Below are 20,941 nucleotides of genomic sequence, written 5' to 3'. Positions count from 1 at the left end.
TTTAGTCAAATTCTGAAGTAAAGAATAATTTCACACTTGGATATTTATTTTGAGTCATTTGAATCGTAAAGTCAGAATCAGCCAGGAATACCAATTGACCATATTTGTCATGAGCTAAAAACTTCTGCTTAATACGTTTGAATTCTTTAAATTCATCATTTTTAGCATCATCAGGTTTTACCCAACACGCTTTATGAACAGGGAAATTTTCATACGTACATTTAGCACCATATTCATGCTCTAAACGATACTGAATAACCTCATATTGAAGTGCCCCAACAGTTCCAATTACTTTACGGTTGTTCATCTCTAAAGTAAACAACTGCGCAACACCTTCATCCATCAGCTGATCAATACCTTTGTCGAGTTGTTTGGCTTTCATAGGATCAGCATTGTTGATGTATCTAAAGTGCTCCGGAGAGAAACTCGGAATACCTTTGAAACTCATGATTTCACCTTCGGTTAAAGTATCACCAATTTTAAAGTTTCCTGTATCGTGCAAACCTACAATATCACCAGGATACGAAATATCAACGATTTCTTTTTTCTCAGCAAAAAAGGCATTCGGACTCGAAAATTTTAAATTTTTCTTTTGACGAACGTGGTAATAAGGTTTGTTTCTTTCGAAAGTTCCCGAAACGATTTTAATAAAGGCTAAACGATCCCTGTGTTTTGGATCCATATTTGCATGGATTTTGAACACAAAACCTGTCATTTTTTCTTCAACAGGATCTACCAAACGAGTTTCAGAATCTTTAGGTCTTGGAGATGGAGCGATTGTAACAAAACAATCTAACAATTCGCGAACTCCAAAGTTATTTAAAGCTGAACCAAAAAACACAGGTTGTAATTTTCCATCTAAATAATCCTGACGATCAAATTTTGGATATACTTCATCTATTAATTCTAATTCCTCACGTAATCTGTCGGCTGGTTTTGGACCAATAATTTTTTCTAATTCAGGACTTTGAACATCTGAAAAAGCAATTGTTTCTTCAATATTTTTGCGACTGTCTCCGCTAAAAATATTAATGTTTTGCTCCCATAAATTGTAAATTCCCTGAAAGTCATAACCCATACCAATAGGGAAACTCAAAGGTGTAACAGTTAGACCTAATTTTTGTTCTACTTCATCCATTAAGTCAAAAGCATCTTTTCCTTCACGGTCTAATTTGTTGATGAAAACAATCATCGGAATATTCCTCATTCTACAAACAGCTACTAATTTTTCTGTTTGTTCCTCAACCCCTTTTGCAACGTCGATTACAACAATAACACTATCAACAGCCGTTAAAGTTCTAAAAGTATCTTCGGCAAAATCCTTGTGTCCAGGAGTATCAAGAATGTTGATTTTTTTATCTTTATAATTAAAGGCAAGTACTGATGTTGAAACCGAAATACCTCTTTGGCGTTCGATTTCCATAAAATCACTCGTTGCTCCTTTTTTAATTTTATTGTTTTTTACAGCTCCTGCTTCCTGAATTGCTCCCCCAAATAACAATAACTTCTCTGTTAAAGTTGTCTTACCGGCATCAGGATGCGATATAATTCCAAATGTTCTTCTGCGTTGTATTTCTTTTAAAAAGCTCATATTTCGTATAAATAGGTTGCAAAAGTACTATTAATTACGGCTTAATAAAAATATTCACTTCTTAAATTAGGAACTCTTTTATTTTAGTAAAGATAAGTTGCCAGCAAAAAATAAGGCCGTTTTTTTAGAACGACCTTATAATGATTATCAATTATTGATTAATTGACCAAACTGTATATCCTTTAGGCGGACATTGAATTTTTACCCATTTATCTGCTTAAGTTGTAGGAAACCAGGTTGAGTTTCCTGTAAAATCCTTAATTTGAGTATTTGCCCAATTCGTCTCAACCCATCTTTCCTGCCAGGATGTTGAGTTGTTGATGTAAACTACTAATCCTGGGTTTCCATTGTATCCGTTTCTTCTGGCAACATATTCGTCATTGTCAGAATATAAGATAGAAGTAGTACCGGTTGCTTTGTTATTATGAATCCAGATTAGATTGTTTAATTTGTTTTTGTCCAGCCATTCTTCATAATCTCTGTAAAATATTGTAGGATATCCTTCGTGTGTTAAAATATAAGAATACGCTAATAATTTACTCGAAATTTCGTCAGTATCATGATTCGTAACAAAAGTTACGGCTTTATATGGATTTCTTTTCCACATCATATCATCATTCAATAGTGCGAGATTATTTCCGTCAAAAGCATCATTCATTTTATAGTAACAAGCAAAATCGAATACAGAACTGTTGGCATTATTAGCCCAATCATTTAATATGTTTACATTAGAATCCCATAATTCACCTACAGAAAATCCGCCTACATTTGCATTCCAGTCTCTTACAACCCACGAGCCAAAACCTTTTACATAGTCAAATCTCCAGCCATCAAATTTCATGGTGTTTTTATAATATTTACCAACTCCGTCAGCTCTTTTCCATAACCAATCCTGCACATACGGATCAGCATGGCATAAATCAGGAAAACCTCCAAAACTTCCTTCGTCATTATTTCCGTAACTATTTTTATAGAAATTAGTATAGGTACGTTTGAATTTTCCAGATGCAATTCCGTTAAAATTTGTCCAGGTATTCGTTCCCGTAAACGGATTTGCTTCAGATTGTCCGCCACTATTGTGGTTAATTACAATGTCGGCATATACCTTGATATTTTCAGTATGTGCTTTTGTAATTAAAGTTACCAATTCTGTTTTAGAACCAAATCTGGTTTCTGTAGTTCCATTTTGGTTGTAATCTCCAAAATCAAAATAATCTGTTGGGTCATATCCCATAGAAAATGCACCGTTTTGAGCTTTTGAAGCAGGAGGAAGCCATATAGAACCAATCCCGGCATTCGACCAGTCTGTAACTTTGGTCGCAACAGTATTCCACCAATTTCCACCGGCCGGAACATCCCAATAAAAAGCCTGCATCATGACTCCGCCACCTGGGTTATCAACATATTTACCGGTTAAAGAAGCATTGGAATTTCCTGTACTAAAAGGTTTTCCATCATGATGTGTTACATCAATAATTTTAAATTGCTGACTTTCAGCTTTTGTGTCTGTTTCGTTTGTTTCATTTTGTGAGCAAGAATACAAGAGTGTCGTAATTGCTAATAAACAAATCCTTACAATAGGTTTTCTCATAATGTAAATTCGGTTAAGGTTAGATAAATAAAGTTTAATATTCATATTTATTGGTCTATAAAAAAGAGTTATTCGTAATTTTTAGATCAATAAATTATCAATTATTAATCTAAAGTATATGATTTTTAATTCGATTTGTTTTTATAAGAAAATATTTATACCACGAAAACGTTGTAGTATTAATAACTTTTTTTTATTGGATTGGCAGAGAGTAATCTGACGGTAAATATTTGAAGTTGTTGAATTTGTTTTTTATGCAATTTTTGAAAGGATATTATATGCTTTTTTACATAAGTTTATTCTTGAGAAACAAGCTGCTTATAGTAAAAACAATTACGTTCCATATAATTTTTTGTTAATAGTATAGACGATAGTTGTATTATGTAATTGAATTGTTATTTTTGTTCGTTATAAGTTAAAAAGAACTAGATCTTAATTATTTAGTATTTTCACATTAACGAATTGAAAATGCATTTTTAAAATGATTGTAGTTTAAACGAAACTCTAAAGCAAGATCTTTACATTCAAATTAAATTTAAAATAATGTTATTAAAAAAATTACAGTTAAAAACAATTGATTTCAAGTTAGTGTTGACAATGTGTTTTTTATTTTTTTTCACCTCAATTATCTCAGCTCAGGAAATTATTAAAGATACTGTGATTCAAAAACCAGTTGCAATTCCTTCTGGTCAAAAGCAAAAAATTGATGGTATTATTGCCACCGTTGGAGATTATATTGTTTTAGATTCAGATATTGACAAAGGATATTTAGAGATTTCTGCCCAAGGAGGTTCTACAAAAGATATTACAAGATGTCAAATGCTTGGTAAACTTTTAGAAGATAAACTTTATGCACATCAGGCCATTCAGGATAGTATTGTTGTTAGTGATGCCGAAGTAAGAAGTATGATGGATGAAAGGTTGAATTATATGGTTCAGCAAGTTGGAGATATCAATAAAGTTGTTGCTTATTATAAAAAGAATTCAGTAGAGGAGTTTAAAACCTATTTTGCAGATATCTTAAAAGAGCAAAAGCTGGCGTCAGAAATGACTAAAAAAATTGTAGATGCAGTAGAAATTACACCGGAAGAAGTTCGTAATTTCTTTAAAAAAATACCAAAAGATGAATTGCCAACTTTTGGAGCTGAAATGGAAGTAGCACAAATTGTTGTAGAGCCAAAAGTTTCAAAAGAAGATGAACAAAAGGTAATTGACAGATTAAATGCGATTAGAAAAGATGTTCTTGAAGGTTCAAGTTTTGCTACAAAAGCAGTTTTGTATTCGCAAGATCCGGGATCTTCACCAAATGGAGGTTTTTATAAAATGACCAGAAAAACACCATTCGTAAAAGAATTTAAAGATGTTGCTTTTAGTTTGGGTGAAGGTGAAGTTTCAGAACCTTTTAAAACTACATTTGGATATCATATTATTATGGTAGATAAAATAAAAGGGCAGGAAGTAGAGCTACGTCATATTTTGATCTCACCAACTGTTTCTGAAACAGCATTGAAAGATGCTAAAGAAAGAATTACCAATATCAGAAATAAAATAGAAAACAAAGAAATTACTTTTGCTGAAGCTGCGAGAACAGAGTCTGACGAAAAAGAAACCAGAGCAAACGGAGGAACTTTAGTGAATCCAAATACTCAGGATACACGTTTCGAGTTGACCAAAATGGATCCAACTTTATACAGCCAGGTTTCTAATCTAAAAGATAACGAAATTTCTCAACCACTTTTAAATACAGATGATAAAGGGAAAAAAACGTATAAATTAATCACTGTTACCAATAGAATTGATGCACATACTGCTGATTATGCTAAAGATTATACTAAAATTAAAGAATTAGCATTGAAAGAAAAGCAAATCACAACAATTTCAAAATGGTTTGATACAAAAATAAAAGATACCTATATTAAAATTATTGGAGAATACAGAGATTGTAATTTTGTATACAATTGGTTAAAAAAATAATTTTTATTAAATAAATAAAAAGAGTTAGTTTTATGAATTCATAGAGCTAACTCTTTTCAATTTTAAAAACATATCTAAATGTCTGACGTAGCAGCAATTCATAAATTAGTTCAAAAAAGAAATGAATTAAAAACCGAAATAGCAAAAATCATTGTAGGGCAAGATGCCGTTGTAGATCAAATTTTACTTTGTATATTTTCCGGAGGACACGCCCTTTTAATTGGTGTTCCGGGATTGGCAAAAACATTAATGATAAATACCCTGTCTCAGGCTTTAGGTTTAGATTTTAAAAGAATTCAGTTTACGCCAGATTTAATGCCATCGGATATTCTGGGAAGTGAAATTCTCGATGAAAACAGACATTTTAAATTTATAAAAGGTCCAATTTTTTCGAATATTGTTTTAGCTGATGAGATTAACAGAACACCTCCAAAAACTCAGGCAGCTTTACTTGAAGCAATGCAGGAGCGCTCAGTTACCATTGCAGGGCAAAATTATAAATTAGATTTACCTTATTTTGTATTAGCAACTCAAAACCCAATTGAGCAAGAAGGAACGTATCCTTTGCCTGAAGCGCAGTTAGACCGTTTTATGTTTGCTATTAAATTAGAATATCCAACTTTTGAAGAAGAAGTTCAGGTAGTAAAACGTACAACATCAGATGCTAAAACAACTATTAATCCGTTGTTTACCGCACAGGAAATTATCGATTTTCAGCATTTAATTCGTAGAATTCCCGTAGCCGATAATGTGATTGAATATGCAGTAACTCTGGTAAGTAAAACGCGTCCGGATAATGTATTATCAAATGATTTTGTAAAGAATTATCTGGATTGGGGAGCAGGTCCAAGAGCATCTCAAAATTTGATTTTAGCTGCGAAAGCCCATGCCGCTTTTAATGGTAAATTTTCACCAGATATAGAAGATGTAAAAGCAGTTGCAACCGGAATATTACGACACAGAATTATTAAAAACTATAAAGCTGACGCTGAAGGAATCACAGAAGAGATTATTATCCAGAAGCTAATGTAAAAAAATAAAAAAGCCTGATGCAAATAGTATCAGGCTTTTTTATTTTATAACTCTCTATTGCTGGTTTCGTTTATTAACCGAACAGATTTATTGTGAAAAAGTTTTATTAAAAGAACTTCTACAAGTGAGGTGTATTTTTTATCACCGCATTCATACCACCAATATGAATAATATTGAATCTTGTTTTTCTCCATTCTGACAAAACATATTTCTTCATTATTTTTTTTAATCACTTTTGATTCAATTATTTTATAACCATTTCCCGTCCAGCAAATCAAAGGATTGTGAGAGGGAGTTTTTATGTAAATAAGTTTTTCCGGAGTTGTAATTTTAAAAACTTCAGAATTAATCCAGATTCCACTTTTAACATTATAAACTGTATTTAGATTATCGAGTAAATCATGTTTTAATTCTTTTTTAATTTCTAAACTCGTTGCTAATACTATTGAAAATGCTATTATGATAGGAAAGAAGATGAATTTATTAGAAGTTTGGTTTGATATTTCTTCCTGATTAGGTTTAAAAAAACGTACTATAAAGAGCATTGGTATAATTTGATAAAATACAAAACAGAGTAAACCAATACTATAATGTAAAGTATTCTCTTCTGTGCAATCAAATAAAATTAAAGTTACGATTCTGAAATAATTCGAAATGATATTTAATAAAATCACCATAAAACAAAACAGGAAGATTTGTTTTATATTGAAATATTTATGTTGTTTACGTTCCTCTAAAGTCAGTAAGAAAGCACCAACAAGTAATCCGGTTTTAAACATCGATAATCCCATACATGCAGTATCAATGGTAATCTTTGCATTATTGATATAAAAATTTACACCTTCTATTTTGGTAATCGGAATACTGTTTTTTAAAACTAAGTAAACACCATAACAAAGTGTCTGTTTAATTTCGACAGTTAAATAATCAAAAAAGGTATTAAATATAGAAGAGAATAGGAAAATACAAATAAACGCAATGAACGAAAATTTTCTTGTAATGCTATAATAGATGAAACATGCAAATAAAGCTAAAGCTAAAAAATGCAAAGATTTGGTATGTAAGCGATAGCTTATAAATTCTAATAGAAAAATTAGTCCTAAAAGGGGATAGTTCATATTAAATGAAGTTTTTCTACCCCCGATAAGAAATAACGTTATCGAAAATGTAATTCCGAAAAGATTGCTGTCAAGACCGGATAAAACAATACTTGAGTTTATAGCCAATAAGCAAACCAGAATCAATAGTGCAATTGCGTTTTTATATTGAAATATAAGTTTCATTAAATAACTTGTTTTTTGTTTTTTCTGTAATAAAAGAAAAGTATTGTAGATCCCAGGATAATCAATAGCCATTCATGTGGTTCAGGAACAGATCCATCATTACTTACAGAAGCATTTCCAAGAGTATCGACGTTTTTCTCGATTCCGTTGTTTTTATAGTCTTCATCAGTTTCAAGAACTATTAAAGAAGATATTGGCGTTACAATATTGGCATCTTTTGCTAATTCTACATATTGATTATTTGCTAAAGTGTCATTTTGAATTTTAACTTGTTCATCAAGAACTTTTCCTAAAGCGTACATTCTGTAAATATGATTTGGTCCGTTACTTTTTGAAATAGTGTCTTGTTGGCTTTCTTTGATAGAAATATTAGCAGATTCAATATTGACCGTATTTCTCTCCGTCTTAAATAATATATATTGATTTTTATTAATGAGTTCTAAACTGTTTTTTAAACTCGTCTGAAAATAATCTACATATTTTTGTTCTTTTACGGTTTGCCAAAACGGATTGATATCCGATGAAATATTAATTACTTTTAAATTTCTGTTTTTTGTTCCGGTTCTTATTTTATTTAAATAATCAGAATCTCCAAGTTCTTCAAAATTGGCCGAAAATGTACCGCATTTTGTTATAATCAAACTGTTTTGAGTTATTTTATAAAGAGGTAATAAAGAATAATGCAAATCTTCAAATTCTAATTCTATAGCTTTAAAATTGTCCTTATTAATTTCTTTCTTTTTGCCATTTATCATTACAAATAAATTCTTTTTGTTTAAGTTCACAAAAGATTCTATTTGTTTGGTAGTCCAACTGCTGTTTAAATCTAATATAATTTCTGAAGGTATAAACGGTATAGTTGTTTTCTGAATGTCTTTGACTTCATAAACTTTATCTTTCCACACAAACGAATTTGATTCTAAAGTTTTAGATAAAGGCATAGAAGCTTGCCAATCGTCTAATCCTTTCGATTGATTAATGTAGTAATCCTTATTAAGTTCAAAATCCTTGCTTGTTTCTATTTTTGTATTTCCAACAGTCTGGATTCTTGATATCGTTTCAGCATTCGAAATGTTGGGTCCTTTTATCGAAAGACTTTGATATTTCATTTGATTATCTTCTACTTTTAACGGAGTTGTAAATCCGCATTTAAATATTCGTGGCGTTTTATAATTAATTGGAAAAACCCTAACCACGACTTTGTTTCCTTCTTTCCATTGCATTAAGGACGGATCGCGGTATTCTACACCAACAATTTGTTTATATGCTTTTTCAGCTTTTTCTTTAGTAGTCAAAACTCCTTTTCTTTCTATGCCATTGACCCATAATGAAAGTGATGTCGCGACTGAACCTTCAGGAAGCTGAAAAGAATAAATGGCTTCCTGATCACGCCATGAATCTTCTGTGCAGGCAATTTTCATTGTAATTTCGGTATACGCCAAACGTGCTTCCGGATATAGTTTTACATCTTCTTTGATAGTTTTGGTAAATAAATCTTCGCCGCTCCATAATTGCTCTTCCGTTTCTAATCGTTTGTCAAAGTTTGATTTTAGAATGTTTATTTTATCATCATTTGTTAGATTAAGGTCATTGCAAAACAAATAAGCAATGGATATAATAGGATTATGTGTTTTACGCTCATTATATTGTTTATTTCCAAAGGAATCAAATCCTCCAAAAGAGAATATATCATGAAGCGGAATGTAAACGATATCTTTTTTTAGTAGAATTTCATTGAAAAAATTAGGTTTTAAATGCTGAGAAATAGAGATGTAATCCGGAAGATCATTATTTTGATCAAAAGAATTTAATGTGGCTGATTGCGCTATTTTGCGGCTTTCAATATTTAAGCCTACAGTAAAAACAATTATGCTAATTAGTACCACTAAAAAACCTCCACTAAAAGAAACAGCATAAATTTTGTCCCTGTTGAAGTATCGAAAAATTGTTGCGATATGAATAATAAGTACTAGTGCGGATACCAATCCATAAAATCCTAATCCTAAAGCTAAAATTGCCATAAAAGAAAAAGGCATAATAGGAATCAGGTATACAGCGAAATATAAGATCATCAAAAACGACAATCCATTTATAAAAAAGGCAATTGAAGTGTTTTTGCCTGTGGATGAATTTCCGTAGATGAAAAAATTAGAAACGCAAAATGCCAGAGTTGCTAAATAAACCCATGCCGGAAGATCATGAAAAACGGGAATAAATGTATTTAAGCAGAAACAGCCAATAAGCCAGTTTAGGATTAAAAAAGGAGTGAGGTGTATATAAGTTTCTTTCCTTCTGAGGATTATAAAAGAAAGTCCAACTCCATATACAAATTCAAATATAAGACTTAGTAAAGCAATGGGTTCAAAATCGTGCAAACGGTACTCTTTGCAGACAAGAGAGCTAATTAAGAAAAGACTACTAATTAGTGTTACGATTAAACTAATTACGACTCCGGTTTTTTGAGTATAATATTCTGATAATTCTAATTTGTGTTTCATAGTTATATTTTTTTAAAAGTACTTTGAAATGCAAAGTTATTAGAAAATTTGAATTACAAGTTTTTTATTTCATTTTTTTTAATGTTCGGAATTTTTAAAATTAAGTAGTGGGGTTTGGTTGAGATTATGAAGTAAGAAAGTCACATAATTTGGTAACTATAACGATGTAATTTCTAATTTAGAAAGGTTCTTAGTTAAAAACGAAGTAAAATCCCACTTCGTTTATCACATTAAATTTCGACTTTGTTAAAGAAAAGATCTTAAAATATCAATAATTCATTTTTTTAATACAAAATTGATATTTTGGCAAAAACAAGCAGTCAAAATCGTTTTTTAACAATAATAATTTTTGAAAAGGCGACTTCTATTATATTTTTTTTAATTGTCGGCTTTAATATGTAAATTTGCATACAAAAAAATAAAATACCTAGAAAAGACTTTTATTATGAATATTTATCAGGATTACATCCAAGAGATTGAAGAACGAAAAGGTCAAGGGCTTAACCCGAAACCAATTGATGGAGCTGAATTATTAAGCGAAATCATTGAACAAATTAAAGATGTGAATAACGAGTACAGAGAAAATTCTCTTCACTTTTTTATTTATAATGTTGTACCGGGAACCACTAGTGCCGCTGGTGTGAAATCTCAATTTTTAAAGGAAATTATTCTCGGTGAATCTGTGGTAAAAGAAATAACTCCTGCATTTGCTTTTGAGTTATTATCACACATGAAAGGTGGATCCTCAATTAGAGTGCTGTTAGATTTAGCACTTGGTGATCATACTTCTATTGCAAAAGAAGCTGCAAATGTTCTTAAAACACAAGTTTACCTTTATGAGGCAGACACAGATCGTTTGAAAGAAGCATTTAAAAATGGTAACCCAATTGCCATTGAAATTATTAAAAGTTATGCGCAGGCAGAGTTTTTTACTACACTGCCAGAAGTAGTTGAAGAAATTAAAGTAGTTACATATATTGCCGGTGAAGGAGACATTTCTACAGATTTGCTTTCTCCGGGTAACCAGGCGCACTCACGTTCTGACCGTGAACTTCATGGTAAATGCATGATTACGCCTCAGGCACAAGAGGAAATCAAAGCATTACAGGCAAAACATCCTGACGCAAGCGTTATGTTGATTGCTGAAAAAGGTACAATGGGTGTAGGTTCATCTAGAATGTCAGGAGTAAATAACGTGGCACTTTGGACAGGTAAACAAGCAAGTCCATATGTTCCATTTATTAATATTGCTCCAATCGTTGCAGGAACAAACGGTATTTCGCCAATTTTCCTAACAACTGTTGATGTTACAGGTGGTATTGGTTTAGACCTTAAAAACTGGGTAAAAAAGCTTGACGCAGATGGTAATATTATTCGTAACGAGAATAATGAGCCAATCTTAGAAGAAGCGTATTCTGTTGCTACTGGTACTGTATTAACTATCAATACAAAAACTAAGAAGCTTTATAATGGAGATAAAGAATTAATTGACATTTCTAAGGCATTCACGCCTCAAAAAATGGAATTTATAAAAGCTGGAGGATCATATGCAATTGTATTTGGTAAAAAGCTTCAAACATTAGCAGCGAAAATTTTAGATATTGAAGCTCCTCTTGTGTTTGCTCCATCAAAAGAGATTTCTATTGAAGGACAAGGTCTTACAGCAGTAGAAAAAATCTTTAACAGAAACGCTGTTGGTATATCTCCGGGTAAAGTTTTACACGCAGGTTCAGATGTTCGTGTAGAGGTTAATATTGTAGGTTCTCAGGATACGACTGGTCTTATGACTGCTCAGGAATTAGAATCTATGGCTGCTACAGTTATTTCACCAATCGTTGATGGTGCTTACCAATCAGGATGTCACACCGCTTCAGTTTGGGATAAAAAAGCTCAGGCAAATATTCCAAAATTGATGAAATTCATGAACGATTTCGGTTTAATTACTGCTCGTGACCCTAAAGGAGTTTACCACGCAATGACCGATGTTATTCATAAAGTACTTAACGATATTACGATTGATGAGTGGGCGATCATTATTGGTGGTGACTCTCATACAAGAATGTCAAAAGGTGTTGCTTTTGGTGCTGACTCAGGAACAGTTGCTCTTGCACTTGCTACAGGAGAGGCTTCTATGCCAATTCCGGAATCTGTAAAAGTGACTTTTAAAGGAGAAATGAAAGGTTACATGGACTTCCGTGATGTAGTTCATTCAACACAAGCTCAAATGCTTAAGAAATTTGGTGGTGAAAATGTTTTCCAAGGTAGAATTATCGAGGTTCATCTTGGTACTCTTACTGCTGATCAGGCCTTTACATTTACAGACTGGACTGCAGAGATGAAAGCAAAAGCTTCTATCTGTATTTCTGAAGATGATACTTTAATTGAATCTCTTGAGATTGCAAAAAGCAGAATCCAGATCATGATCGACAAAGGAATGGACAATGAAAAACAAGTTCTTCAGGGATTGATCAATAAAGCAGATAAGAGAATCACAGAGATTAAATCAGCTGAGAAACCAGCTCTTACTCCAGATGCAAATGCGAAATATTATGCTGAAGTTGTAGTTGATCTTGACCAGATTATCGAGCCTATGATTGCTGATCCGGACGTAAATAACATTGATGTATCTAAAAGATATACACACGATACTATTAGACCTCTTTCTTTCTACGGAGGAGAGAAAAAAGTAGATCTTGGATTTATTGGTTCTTGTATGGTTCATAAGGGCGATATGAAAATTTTGGCTCAAATGCTTAAAAATATAGAAAACCAACATGGTAAAGTGGAGTTTAAAGCACCGCTTGTAGTAGCGCCGCCTACATATAATATTGTAGATGAACTTAAAGCTGAAGGTGACTGGGAAGTTTTACAGAAATATTCTGGTTTCGAATTTGACGATAATGCTCCTAAAGGTGCAGCGCGTACAGAATATGAAAACATGTTATACTTAGAACGTCCAGGATGTAACCTTTGTATGGGTAACCAGGAAAAAGCAGCAAAAGGAGATACTGTAATGGCAACTTCAACACGTCTTTTCCAGGGAAGAGTAGTAGAAGATACTGAAGGTAAAAAAGGAGAATCATTGCTTTCTTCTACGCCGGTAGTAGTTTTGTCTACAATTTTGGGTAGAACTCCTACACTTGCTGAATATACAGCTGCAGTAGATGGTATCAGTCTAACCAGATTTGCGCCTTCTCATAAACTGTTAGTGATGTAATCACGCGATTAGTTATAATCATTATAGATAAAAAGCCTGAGTCAATAAACTCAGGCTTTTTCTTTTCTGGCTACTCTATTTTTCGTAACTTGTCATGTTCAAAATAACAAAAACAAAAACAATTATACTTATGGCTTTTGATATTGAAATGATTAAAAAAGTGTATGAGAACATGCCGGGTCGTGTTGATAAAGCACGCGAGATTGTTGGGCGTCCACTTACCTTAACAGAGAAAATTTTATACAATCACCTTTGGGATGGAAATCCAACTCAGGCGTTTGGAAGAGGAGTAGATTATGTTGATTTTGCGCCGGATCGTGTAGCATGTCAGGATGCAACTGCTCAAATGGCATTGTTGCAATTTATGCACGCCGGAAAAGCTAAGGTGGCAGTTCCTACAACGGTTCACTGCGACCACTTGATTCAGGCAAAAGTAGATGCCGCAACCGATTTAGCACGAGCAAAAACACAAAGTAATGAAGTTTTCGACTTCTTGTCGTCAGTTTCTAATAAATACGGAATTGGTTTCTGGAAACCGGGAGCAGGAATTATTCATCAGGTAGTACTTGAAAATTATGCTTTCCCGGGCGGAATGATGATTGGTACCGATTCTCACACTGTAAATGCAGGTGGTTTAGGAATGGTAGCTATAGGTGTTGGTGGAGCAGATGCTGTAGACGTTATGTCCGGTATGGCTTGGGAATTGAAATTTCCTAAATTAATTGGAGTAAAATTAACTGGTAAATTATCAGGATGGACTGCTCCTAAAGATGTTATCCTTAAAGTTGCCGGTATTCTTACTGTAAAAGGAGGAACTGGTGCAATCGTTGAATATTTTGGAGAAGGTGCAACTTCTATGTCTTGTACTGGTAAAGGTACAATTTGTAATATGGGAGCAGAAATTGGAGCTACAACTTCAACTTTTGGATACGATGATTCTATGAGTCGTTATTTGCGTTCTACAAACAGAGCTGATGTTGCTGATGCGGCAGACAAAGTAGCTTCTTACTTAACCGGAGATCCGGAAGTTTACGCTAATCCAGAACAATATTTTGATCAGGTGATCGAAATCAACTTAACAGAATTAGAACCACATTTAAATGGTCCTTTTACACCGGATTTAGCGACTCCAATTTCTAAAATGAAAGAAACAGCCATCAAAAACAACTGGCCATTACAAATTCAGGTAGGTTTAATTGGTTCTTGTACAAACTCATCTTACGAAGATATCTCACGTGCAGCATCTTTGGCTAGACAAGTAAGTGCTAAAAACTTAAAAACTAAATCTCAGTTTACCATTACTCCGGGATCAGAAGTAGTTCGTTATACAATTGAAAGAGATGGATTTATCGATACTTTCGAAAAAATTGGAGCAACTGTTTTTGCGAATGCCTGCGGACCATGTATTGGTATGTGGGACAGAGATGGAGCAGAAAAAGAAGAAAGAAACACAATCGTTCACTCTTTCAACCGTAACTTCTCAAAACGTGCAGATGGTAACCCAAATACTTTAGCTTTCGTAGGTTCGCCTGAATTGGTAACCGCTATGGCTATTGCGGGAGATCTTGGTTTTAACCCTTTAACAGATACGTTAATTAACGAAGATGGAGAAGAAGTAAGACTTGAAGCACCAACAGGAGACGAATTGCCTCCAAGAGGATTTGATGTTAAAGATCCGGGATTCCAGGTTCCTGCAGAAGATGGTTCAGGGGTTCAGGTTGTCGTAAGTCCAACATCAGAGCGTTTGCAATTATTAGCTCCTTTTGATGCCTGGGATGGTAAAAACATTACAGGTGCAAAATTATTAATCAAAGCATTCGGAAAATGTACAACAGATCATATTTCTATGGCTGGACCATGGTTACGTTTCCGCGGACACTTAGATAATATTTCAAATAATATGTTGATTGGTGCTGTAAATGCATTCAACCAAAAAACTAATTCGGTTAAAAATCAATTAACAGGAGCATATGATGCAGTTCCTGCTGTAGCTCGTGCATATAAAGCGGCTGGAGTTCCGTCTATCGTTGTGGGAGATCACAATTATGGTGAAGGTTCCTCTCGTGAGCATGCTGCAATGGAGCCACGTTTCTTAGGTGTTAAAGCGGTATTGGTAAAATCTTTTGCCCGTATCCACGAAACAAACCTTAAAAAACAAGGTCTTTTAGGATTAACATTCGCAAACGAAACGGATTATGATAAAATCCAGGAGAACGATACTATTAATTTTACTGATTTAACTGAGTTCGCTCCGGGAAAACCATTAACATTAGAGTTCGTTCATGCTGATGGTACCAAAGATATTATTTTGGCAAACCACACTTACAACGCTGGTCAGATTGGTTGGTTCGTTGCAGGTTCAGCATTAAATTTAATTGCTGCCGGAAAAGCTTAATTTTTAAAAGCTTGAATTATATTAGAAAACGCTCTGTGATAACAGGGCGTTTTTTTTATATATTAAAATCTTTTTTTAAACTATCAAGGAGTTTTATTCACATATGTTTCTGATGACAAAGTTTTTATGTTGTTGGGTTTTGTAGTTTGAAATTCTTCAATATCAATACTAAAAACATTTGAAGAAGGTGTTTTAGAATAATAATTTTCAGTACGTCCTCCCAAAATATATAATTTATTATTGTTAAAATACATAGCTGAATATTTCAGGCCTAATTCAATTTCATATTCTTTTAACTGTTTTAGTTTTAGATCATAGACATACATTTTTCGATCCTCAAAAAAGTAAATTATTTCATTGTGATACGTTATAGCCGGTCTTTCTAATCCTGAAAATAATTCGCCTTCAATTTGCCATTTTTCCGTTGTTAAATTAAAACTTTCTATCTCCGATACCGGTTTTCTGTTATACCCTCCAATAAGATAAATCTTGTCCTCTATTAAAATTCCTGTGGTTTCTTTTGCTGTTGGCATATTCGCAAGTTCATACCAATATCCTGAAGTTATGTTGTATAAATGGACCTTATTCGTAAAATCTTTTTTACCGCTTTCGTTCATTTTTACAGAACCTCCTATTGCAATAATATTATCTTTATAAGTAAAAGAAGCAAAATTAGCAGCTTGATGAGGATTTGTATTATCGGTTTTAATGATTTGTTTATCAGGATCTAAAACTTCAATCTGATCTTGTAAATATTCAAATTTTCCATTTACAGAAATTCTTTTTCCTCCTATAATATATATTGAATTGTTATAATAATGAATATTATGATAAGCTCTTTTTTTTAGTTTTAAATCTAAGTTTTTCCAGGTGTTTGTTTTAATATCATAAATAGAAAAGTCTCCTTTGTAATATTCAAAAGTAGCATTATGTCGAACTTCATCTAAATATTCTTTCATTGTGAAATCGGGTTTTTCATACCGAATTTTTTCCCATGCATCTGCTTCAAAAGTAGCATTTCCGCCTATAACATAAATTTTATCATCATTTAAAAATGAGCTAAATGCAAAGATTGGATTTTTTAAGGAAGTTAATTTATTAAATGCAAGTTTCGATTTTAACTTCAATTTCTGATTTGCAGAAATAGTTAGTCCTGATAAATTTTGAATATCCTCTTGTAATAAAACTTTATAATCTAGTTTTTTTAAATCTGCTAAAGAAATTTTAATTGTAAGGTATCCAATATGAGAGAATTCTAATATTTCATCATTATTATATTTTGGAAGAAGTTGTAAAGAAAACTTTCCACTGTCATTCGTTATTGTTCCAATATTGCTTGATAATGCAAGTACATTGGTATTTTCAACCGGAAGGTTGGTATTTTGAGAAACAATAGTTCCGCTTATATTTTGAGCAATTGATAATAATGGACAAAAAATGAAAATTAGAGCTAGTTTTTTCACGCTGTTTTTTGATTTAATGTTAGTTTTTGATAAAAATACTACATTACTTTTAAAAGACCTATTTTCAAAGTGTTGACTAGTTTTTTTTCTCGATAGCGTTAATTCGAGGTAAATTAGTTGTTAAAAAACGTGTATCTTTTACATTAAAAAGTTAAATTCGCTTTTTACATAATATATTTGCTTTTTCTCAAGTTATATTATTTAGGCTTAAAGTTATATTATTTAAACTTAAAGGAGTATTAATTAAATTTAACAGGTATGGTTTTTAGATTAATTATAGTATTGTTTTTTTTTAGTGTTGGTGTTTTTTCTCAGGAGAAGTTTATCAGGCACAAAATATCAAAAGGAGAGAACCTTACTGTAATTGCTAAAAAATATGGTGTAAAAGCGAAAGATATTGAAGACGCTAATCCGGATGCTCCTAAAGTTCTAAAACTAAATTCAGTTTTATTAATTCCAAATAATAATAAAAAGGATACTACAAAAAAAACTGACATTGTTGCCAATACAACTCCCTCCGAAGTTCCAAATTCAGGTTTACACGAAGTGCAGCAAAAAGAAAGCCTTTGGGCAATCTCAAAAAAATATAATATCTCTGTTGACGAATTAAAAAAAGCAAATCCAACACTGGAAAGTGAAGGTTTGAAAATAGGACAAAAACTTAATATTCCGTCTAATGCTGCTATTGCATCAACTGAAAATCTAACGAAAAATCAGAATACAGAAAAACCGGAACTAATTCCTTCAACAGATGTTGAGGTTATAGTTGAAGTAAAACCGAAAGAAACAAAATATCTTATTGCGAAAAAATACGGAATAACAGTAGCAGAACTGGAAAAGCAAAATCCATTTATTAAAGGAAAACTACCAGTTGGTTATCTTTTAAAAATTAGAACTTCAAAAGAAAAAGCAAATCAGCAAATCAGCAATAGTTCTGTTACGCCTCAAACTCAGATTGCTGAAACGGCAGTTGCTAATTCAGAAAATATAAGTAAAACTGATGAAGCGAAACCTGAAATTGCATCTTCAGATAATGTAGAAGTCGTTGTTGAGGTACAGCCAAAAGAAACTAAATTTGCAATCGCAAAGAGATACGGAATAACAGTTGCAGAACTTGAAAAACAAAATCCGTTTATTAAAGGTAAATTGCCAGTTGGTTATGTATTAAAAATTCGTACTTCAAAAGACAAGGCTAATGCGGCGGCAATTACAACTCCACAAATTAATGATAGTTTAGCGCAGCCATCTCAAGTCGCTGATAATACAGAAATTAAAAAAGACACCACTTCAGTGTTCCGAATAAGCAATCATTCCGATTTAGTAAATCAGTTGATTGTTAATGCAACTGAAAATATTGGAACTCGTTACCGATCGGGCGGAACTACAAAAGCTGGTTTTGATTGTTCAGGATTAATGATTTGTACTTTTAATAATTTTGATATTAAATTGCCAAGAAGTTCTATTGAGCAATCCAGAATTGGAACCAAAGTTGGTACTGATGAAGCTCAAAAAGGAGATTTGATTTTCTTTAAAACCAATGGAAGACGTCAAATTAACCATGTAGGAATGGTAGTTGAAGTAACAGATGGAGAAATTAAATTTGTACATTCTTCAACTCATGGAGGTGTAATGATTTCTTCTACTAAAGAACCTTATTATCAAAGGACATTTTCGCAGGTAAATCGAATTCTGCAGTAATAATAATTTAGTTATTAAGTGAATTTAAAATTCCTTTTAAATTCTTCAATCGGAAAAGGCTTGTTTAAAAATCCGGTCACATAATCATTTTTATTAATGTGTTCCAGTTCATCATGATCCAAAGTTGATGAAAGGACATAAATTTGAGTTTCTTTCTTAGTTTCTTTACTTAATTTGTGAAACTCATCCAGAAATTCAAAACCATTCATTAATGGCATTTGTATGTCTAATAAAATAATTAATGATGCAGTCTTTTGCTGAATCTTAAGCCAGTCAATTCCTTCCTTACCATTATTAACGATTATAATTTGATCGATCTCCAGTACTTTTTTTAATAATTGAGTAATTACAAGCTGATCGATTAAATTGTCCTCAATGACAAGAAATATAGGTTTAAGTTGCATATTAGTTTGGTATTGTTACAATAAAACTGCTTCCAATAGTGCTTTCAGAGAATACTGAAATATTCCCTTTTATATTTTCTACAGCTTCTTTTACGATATAAAGTCCTAATCCTGAACCTTTGTTTTTATTTGTCCCAAAGTACATTTCAAAAATGTTATCCTTGAATTCTTCTTTGATTCCAATTCCGTTATCCGTTACTTCAATTTTATTGCAGCCATCAATGAAGTAGGTTTTGACACTAATAAACATTTCCTGTTTATTAATATCCGCATATTTTATTGCGTTTGAAAGTAAATTAGAAATAATGATTTGCAGACGTAATCCATCGCTTTGAATTTCGTCTACTAGTAATTCTTTTGTAAAAGTTATTCTGTTGGCATTTTCAATATGCATTAATTGTGAGATAGCTTCATCAAACAATTCCTGTAGGCTTACAGGTTCTGTTACGACTTGTTTTCGTTTGTTTTTTGAGTAATCGATAATGTCAATTATAAACTGATCCTGTTTCGTCAGGCTTTTGTGCATCAATTCTAAATAAGTTTTAATCTGGTCAACATCATCTTCTAACTGAGTGATTTCTATCAAACCTTTTAATGATGTTATTGGTGATCTCAAATCATGTGATGCACTGTATACAAATCGATCTAATTCGCGATTAACAATAACCAGATTTTCATTTTTAATCTCAATTTCTTTTTTAGAAACCAGTAACCTTTTTACCATTATCGAATAATAAGAACACACACTTAATACTATTATTAAAATGAATACAATATTGGTAATAATTAAGAGATTCTTGATTTTACGGGTTCCTTCGCCGAGTGTATTTGAAAAATTACGTTCGTTGATGGTAAGTTTATCACTGATAGAACTAATTTGTTTTAAATAAATTTGCTGGCTGGCGGGGGTTAAAAGATTGTGACTGATCTCGGCATTAATTTGTTGACCAACAATAAATAATTTAAAAATGAGCTCATCTCCCTGTCCCCATTCATTAATGGCTTTAGCTAAAAAAGAAACTTGCTGGAAATTCACAAACAACCAAACAAGATCATCTAAATCATCTCTATGATTTCGTCCAATTAAAAATCCTTCTCGTGCTATTTTATTATCACCTGCTTTTAAAAGTGTTTTTCTTGCAATACCATCACCCTGAGGAACTTTTAATTCTTCCAGATATAGTTTCCATTGATTTGGATCCTTCGTATAGAGATATGTAATGAGGTGTCTGGAGGCATCTTTTTGTCCTTTCGAGTAATGTGATTCCCCATTAACATATGCTCTGTTAGCAGATAGTATTTTTATAGTAAAGAAGTTGATGCAAATAAGCAAAGCACAAGACACAAATACAATAAGCAAAAGAATGAAAACATTCGGGAAACGTATGTTTCTAAAAAACGAACTCTTAGACATAACTTTAGATTTGTAGGTTAATAATTTTCTCTGTCTGATAAGAGTGCTTGTCTGAACGTGTCTTTCTGTAAATAAGCTTAGGGGTTTAGCTGATTTAGCAGAGTTAAAAAGTAAACAACTGTTAATAAAATGTTTGTTTTTTTAAGACTGATGAACACTTATATCAAATTTAATAAAAAAAAGATACGTTTCGACGACTGACTTATTTTTTCCTGTTAAATTTATTTTTATAATTTAAGTATTTGTTTATCAGTTATTTGTGTTGTTTGTTGTTAGATAGTTTAAATTACTGAAGTTAAAACTATAAAAGTTGGTTAAACAAAGAATAAATATTTTTGTTTAATGTATATAGCAAAAGGTTATATGATAAAAAAGCTACAA

11 protein-coding genes and 1 pseudogene are annotated in these 20,941 nt (G+C 32.2%); 5 read left to right on the top strand and 7 right to left on the bottom strand.

Translation table 11 applies throughout. The features are described 5' to 3' along the window. Window position 1: 1 nt before the first annotated feature. Together BXU01_RS17525 and BXU01_RS17520 are read right to left on the bottom strand one after the other, a co-directional pair. Window positions 2-1,591, bottom strand: a complete 1,590-nt coding sequence (locus tag BXU01_RS17525) for a peptide chain release factor 3 (RefSeq protein WP_083694380.1) — start codon at window positions 1,589-1,591, stop codon at window positions 2-4. Between the two features lie 151 nt (window positions 1,592-1,742). Further along, window positions 1,743-3,182 (bottom strand): annotated as a pseudogene (locus BXU01_RS17520) (alpha-amylase). Between the two features lie 543 nt (window positions 3,183-3,725). Between BXU01_RS17520 and BXU01_RS17515 the strand changes: the two are divergent. Next, on the top strand, window positions 3,726-5,156 hold the full coding sequence (locus tag BXU01_RS17515) for a peptidylprolyl isomerase (RefSeq protein WP_083694379.1): 1,431 nt from the start codon (window positions 3,726-3,728) through the stop codon (window positions 5,154-5,156). Window positions 5,157-5,234: 78 nt separating this feature from the next. Next, window positions 5,235-6,188, top strand: a complete 954-nt coding sequence (locus BXU01_RS17510; RefSeq protein ID WP_083694378.1) for a MoxR family ATPase — start codon at window positions 5,235-5,237, stop codon at window positions 6,186-6,188. A gap of 44 nt (window positions 6,189-6,232) precedes the next feature. Here BXU01_RS17510 and xrtN read toward each other — a convergent pair whose 3' ends face one another. Together xrtN and BXU01_RS17500 are read right to left on the bottom strand one after the other, a co-directional pair. Then, on the bottom strand, window positions 6,233-7,471 hold the full coding sequence (gene xrtN, locus BXU01_RS17505; RefSeq protein ID WP_165689803.1) for an exosortase N: 1,239 nt from the start codon (window positions 7,469-7,471) through the stop codon (window positions 6,233-6,235). Next, window positions 7,471-9,969, bottom strand: coding sequence for an XrtN system VIT domain-containing protein (locus tag BXU01_RS17500; protein WP_083694376.1), 2,499 nt, complete (start codon window positions 9,967-9,969; stop codon window positions 7,471-7,473). Before BXU01_RS17500 ends, xrtN begins: the two co-directional genes overlap by 1 nt. 445 nt (window positions 9,970-10,414) lie before the next feature. On the opposite strand from BXU01_RS17500, the gene BXU01_RS17495 reads away from it, so the two are divergent. Together BXU01_RS17495 and BXU01_RS17490 are read left to right on the top strand one after the other, a co-directional pair. Further along, window positions 10,415-13,186 (top strand): bifunctional aconitate hydratase 2/2-methylisocitrate dehydratase, encoded by a 2,772-nt coding sequence (locus tag BXU01_RS17495; protein ID WP_083694493.1) that lies wholly within the window; start codon window positions 10,415-10,417, stop codon window positions 13,184-13,186. 130 nt (window positions 13,187-13,316) lie between these two features. After that, on the top strand, window positions 13,317-15,581 hold the full coding sequence (locus tag BXU01_RS17490; protein WP_083694491.1) for an aconitate hydratase: 2,265 nt from the start codon (window positions 13,317-13,319) through the stop codon (window positions 15,579-15,581). A gap of 83 nt (window positions 15,582-15,664) precedes the next feature. On the opposite strand, the gene BXU01_RS17485 is transcribed toward BXU01_RS17490, so the two are convergent. After that, on the bottom strand, window positions 15,665-17,044 hold the full coding sequence (locus tag BXU01_RS17485; protein ID WP_083694375.1) for a kelch repeat-containing protein: 1,380 nt from the start codon (window positions 17,042-17,044) through the stop codon (window positions 15,665-15,667). A gap of 258 nt (window positions 17,045-17,302) precedes the next feature. Here BXU01_RS17485 and BXU01_RS17480 point away from each other — a divergent pair, with 258 nt between their 5' ends. Then, a complete protein-coding gene (locus BXU01_RS17480; RefSeq protein WP_083694374.1) occupies window positions 17,303-18,742 on the top strand; it encodes a peptidoglycan endopeptidase in 1,440 nt (479 codons plus the stop codon). Window positions 18,743-18,756: 14 nt separating this feature from the next. On the opposite strand, the gene BXU01_RS17475 is transcribed toward BXU01_RS17480, so the two are convergent. After that, entirely contained in the window at window positions 18,757-19,146 is a 390-nt protein-coding gene (locus tag BXU01_RS17475) for a response regulator (RefSeq protein WP_083694373.1), read from the bottom strand. Window position 19,147: 1 nt separating this feature from the next. Beyond that, window positions 19,148-20,560 (bottom strand): HAMP domain-containing sensor histidine kinase, encoded by a 1,413-nt coding sequence (locus BXU01_RS17470; protein WP_083694372.1) that lies wholly within the window; start codon window positions 20,558-20,560, stop codon window positions 19,148-19,150. Between the last annotated feature and the right edge of the window lie 381 nt (window positions 20,561-20,941).

The sequence above is a fragment of the [Flexibacter] sp. ATCC 35103 genome, assembly GCF_001975985.1.
Classification (GTDB): Bacteria; Bacteroidota; Bacteroidia; order Flavobacteriales; family Flavobacteriaceae; genus Flavobacterium.
Note: the sequence above shows the minus strand (reverse complement) of the source record. Positions and strands in the feature narration are given on the sequence as shown.

Excerpts from the sequence above, each read along its gene's own strand:
- BXU01_RS17525 (WP_083694380.1), bottom strand. The coding sequence starts at position 1,591 with ATGAGCTTTTTAAAAGAAATACAACGCAGAAGAACATTTGGAATTATA.
- BXU01_RS17515 (WP_083694379.1), top strand. The coding sequence starts at position 3,726 with ATGTTATTAAAAAAATTACAGTTAAAAACAATTGATTTCAAGTTAGTG.
- BXU01_RS17510 (WP_083694378.1), top strand. The coding sequence starts at position 5,235 with ATGTCTGACGTAGCAGCAATTCATAAATTAGTTCAAAAAAGAAATGAA.
- xrtN (WP_165689803.1), bottom strand. The coding sequence starts at position 7,471 with ATGAAACTTATATTTCAATATAAAAACGCAATTGCACTATTGATTCTG.
- BXU01_RS17500 (WP_083694376.1), bottom strand. The coding sequence starts at position 9,969 with ATGAAACACAAATTAGAATTATCAGAATATTATACTCAAAAAACCGGA.
- BXU01_RS17495 (WP_083694493.1), top strand. The coding sequence starts at position 10,415 with ATGAATATTTATCAGGATTACATCCAAGAGATTGAAGAACGAAAAGGT.
- BXU01_RS17490 (WP_083694491.1), top strand. The coding sequence starts at position 13,317 with ATGGCTTTTGATATTGAAATGATTAAAAAAGTGTATGAGAACATGCCG.
- BXU01_RS17480 (WP_083694374.1), top strand. The coding sequence starts at position 17,303 with ATGGTTTTTAGATTAATTATAGTATTGTTTTTTTTTAGTGTTGGTGTT.
- BXU01_RS17475 (WP_083694373.1), bottom strand. The coding sequence starts at position 19,146 with ATGCAACTTAAACCTATATTTCTTGTCATTGAGGACAATTTAATCGAT.
- BXU01_RS17470 (WP_083694372.1), bottom strand. The coding sequence starts at position 20,560 with ATGTCTAAGAGTTCGTTTTTTAGAAACATACGTTTCCCGAATGTTTTC.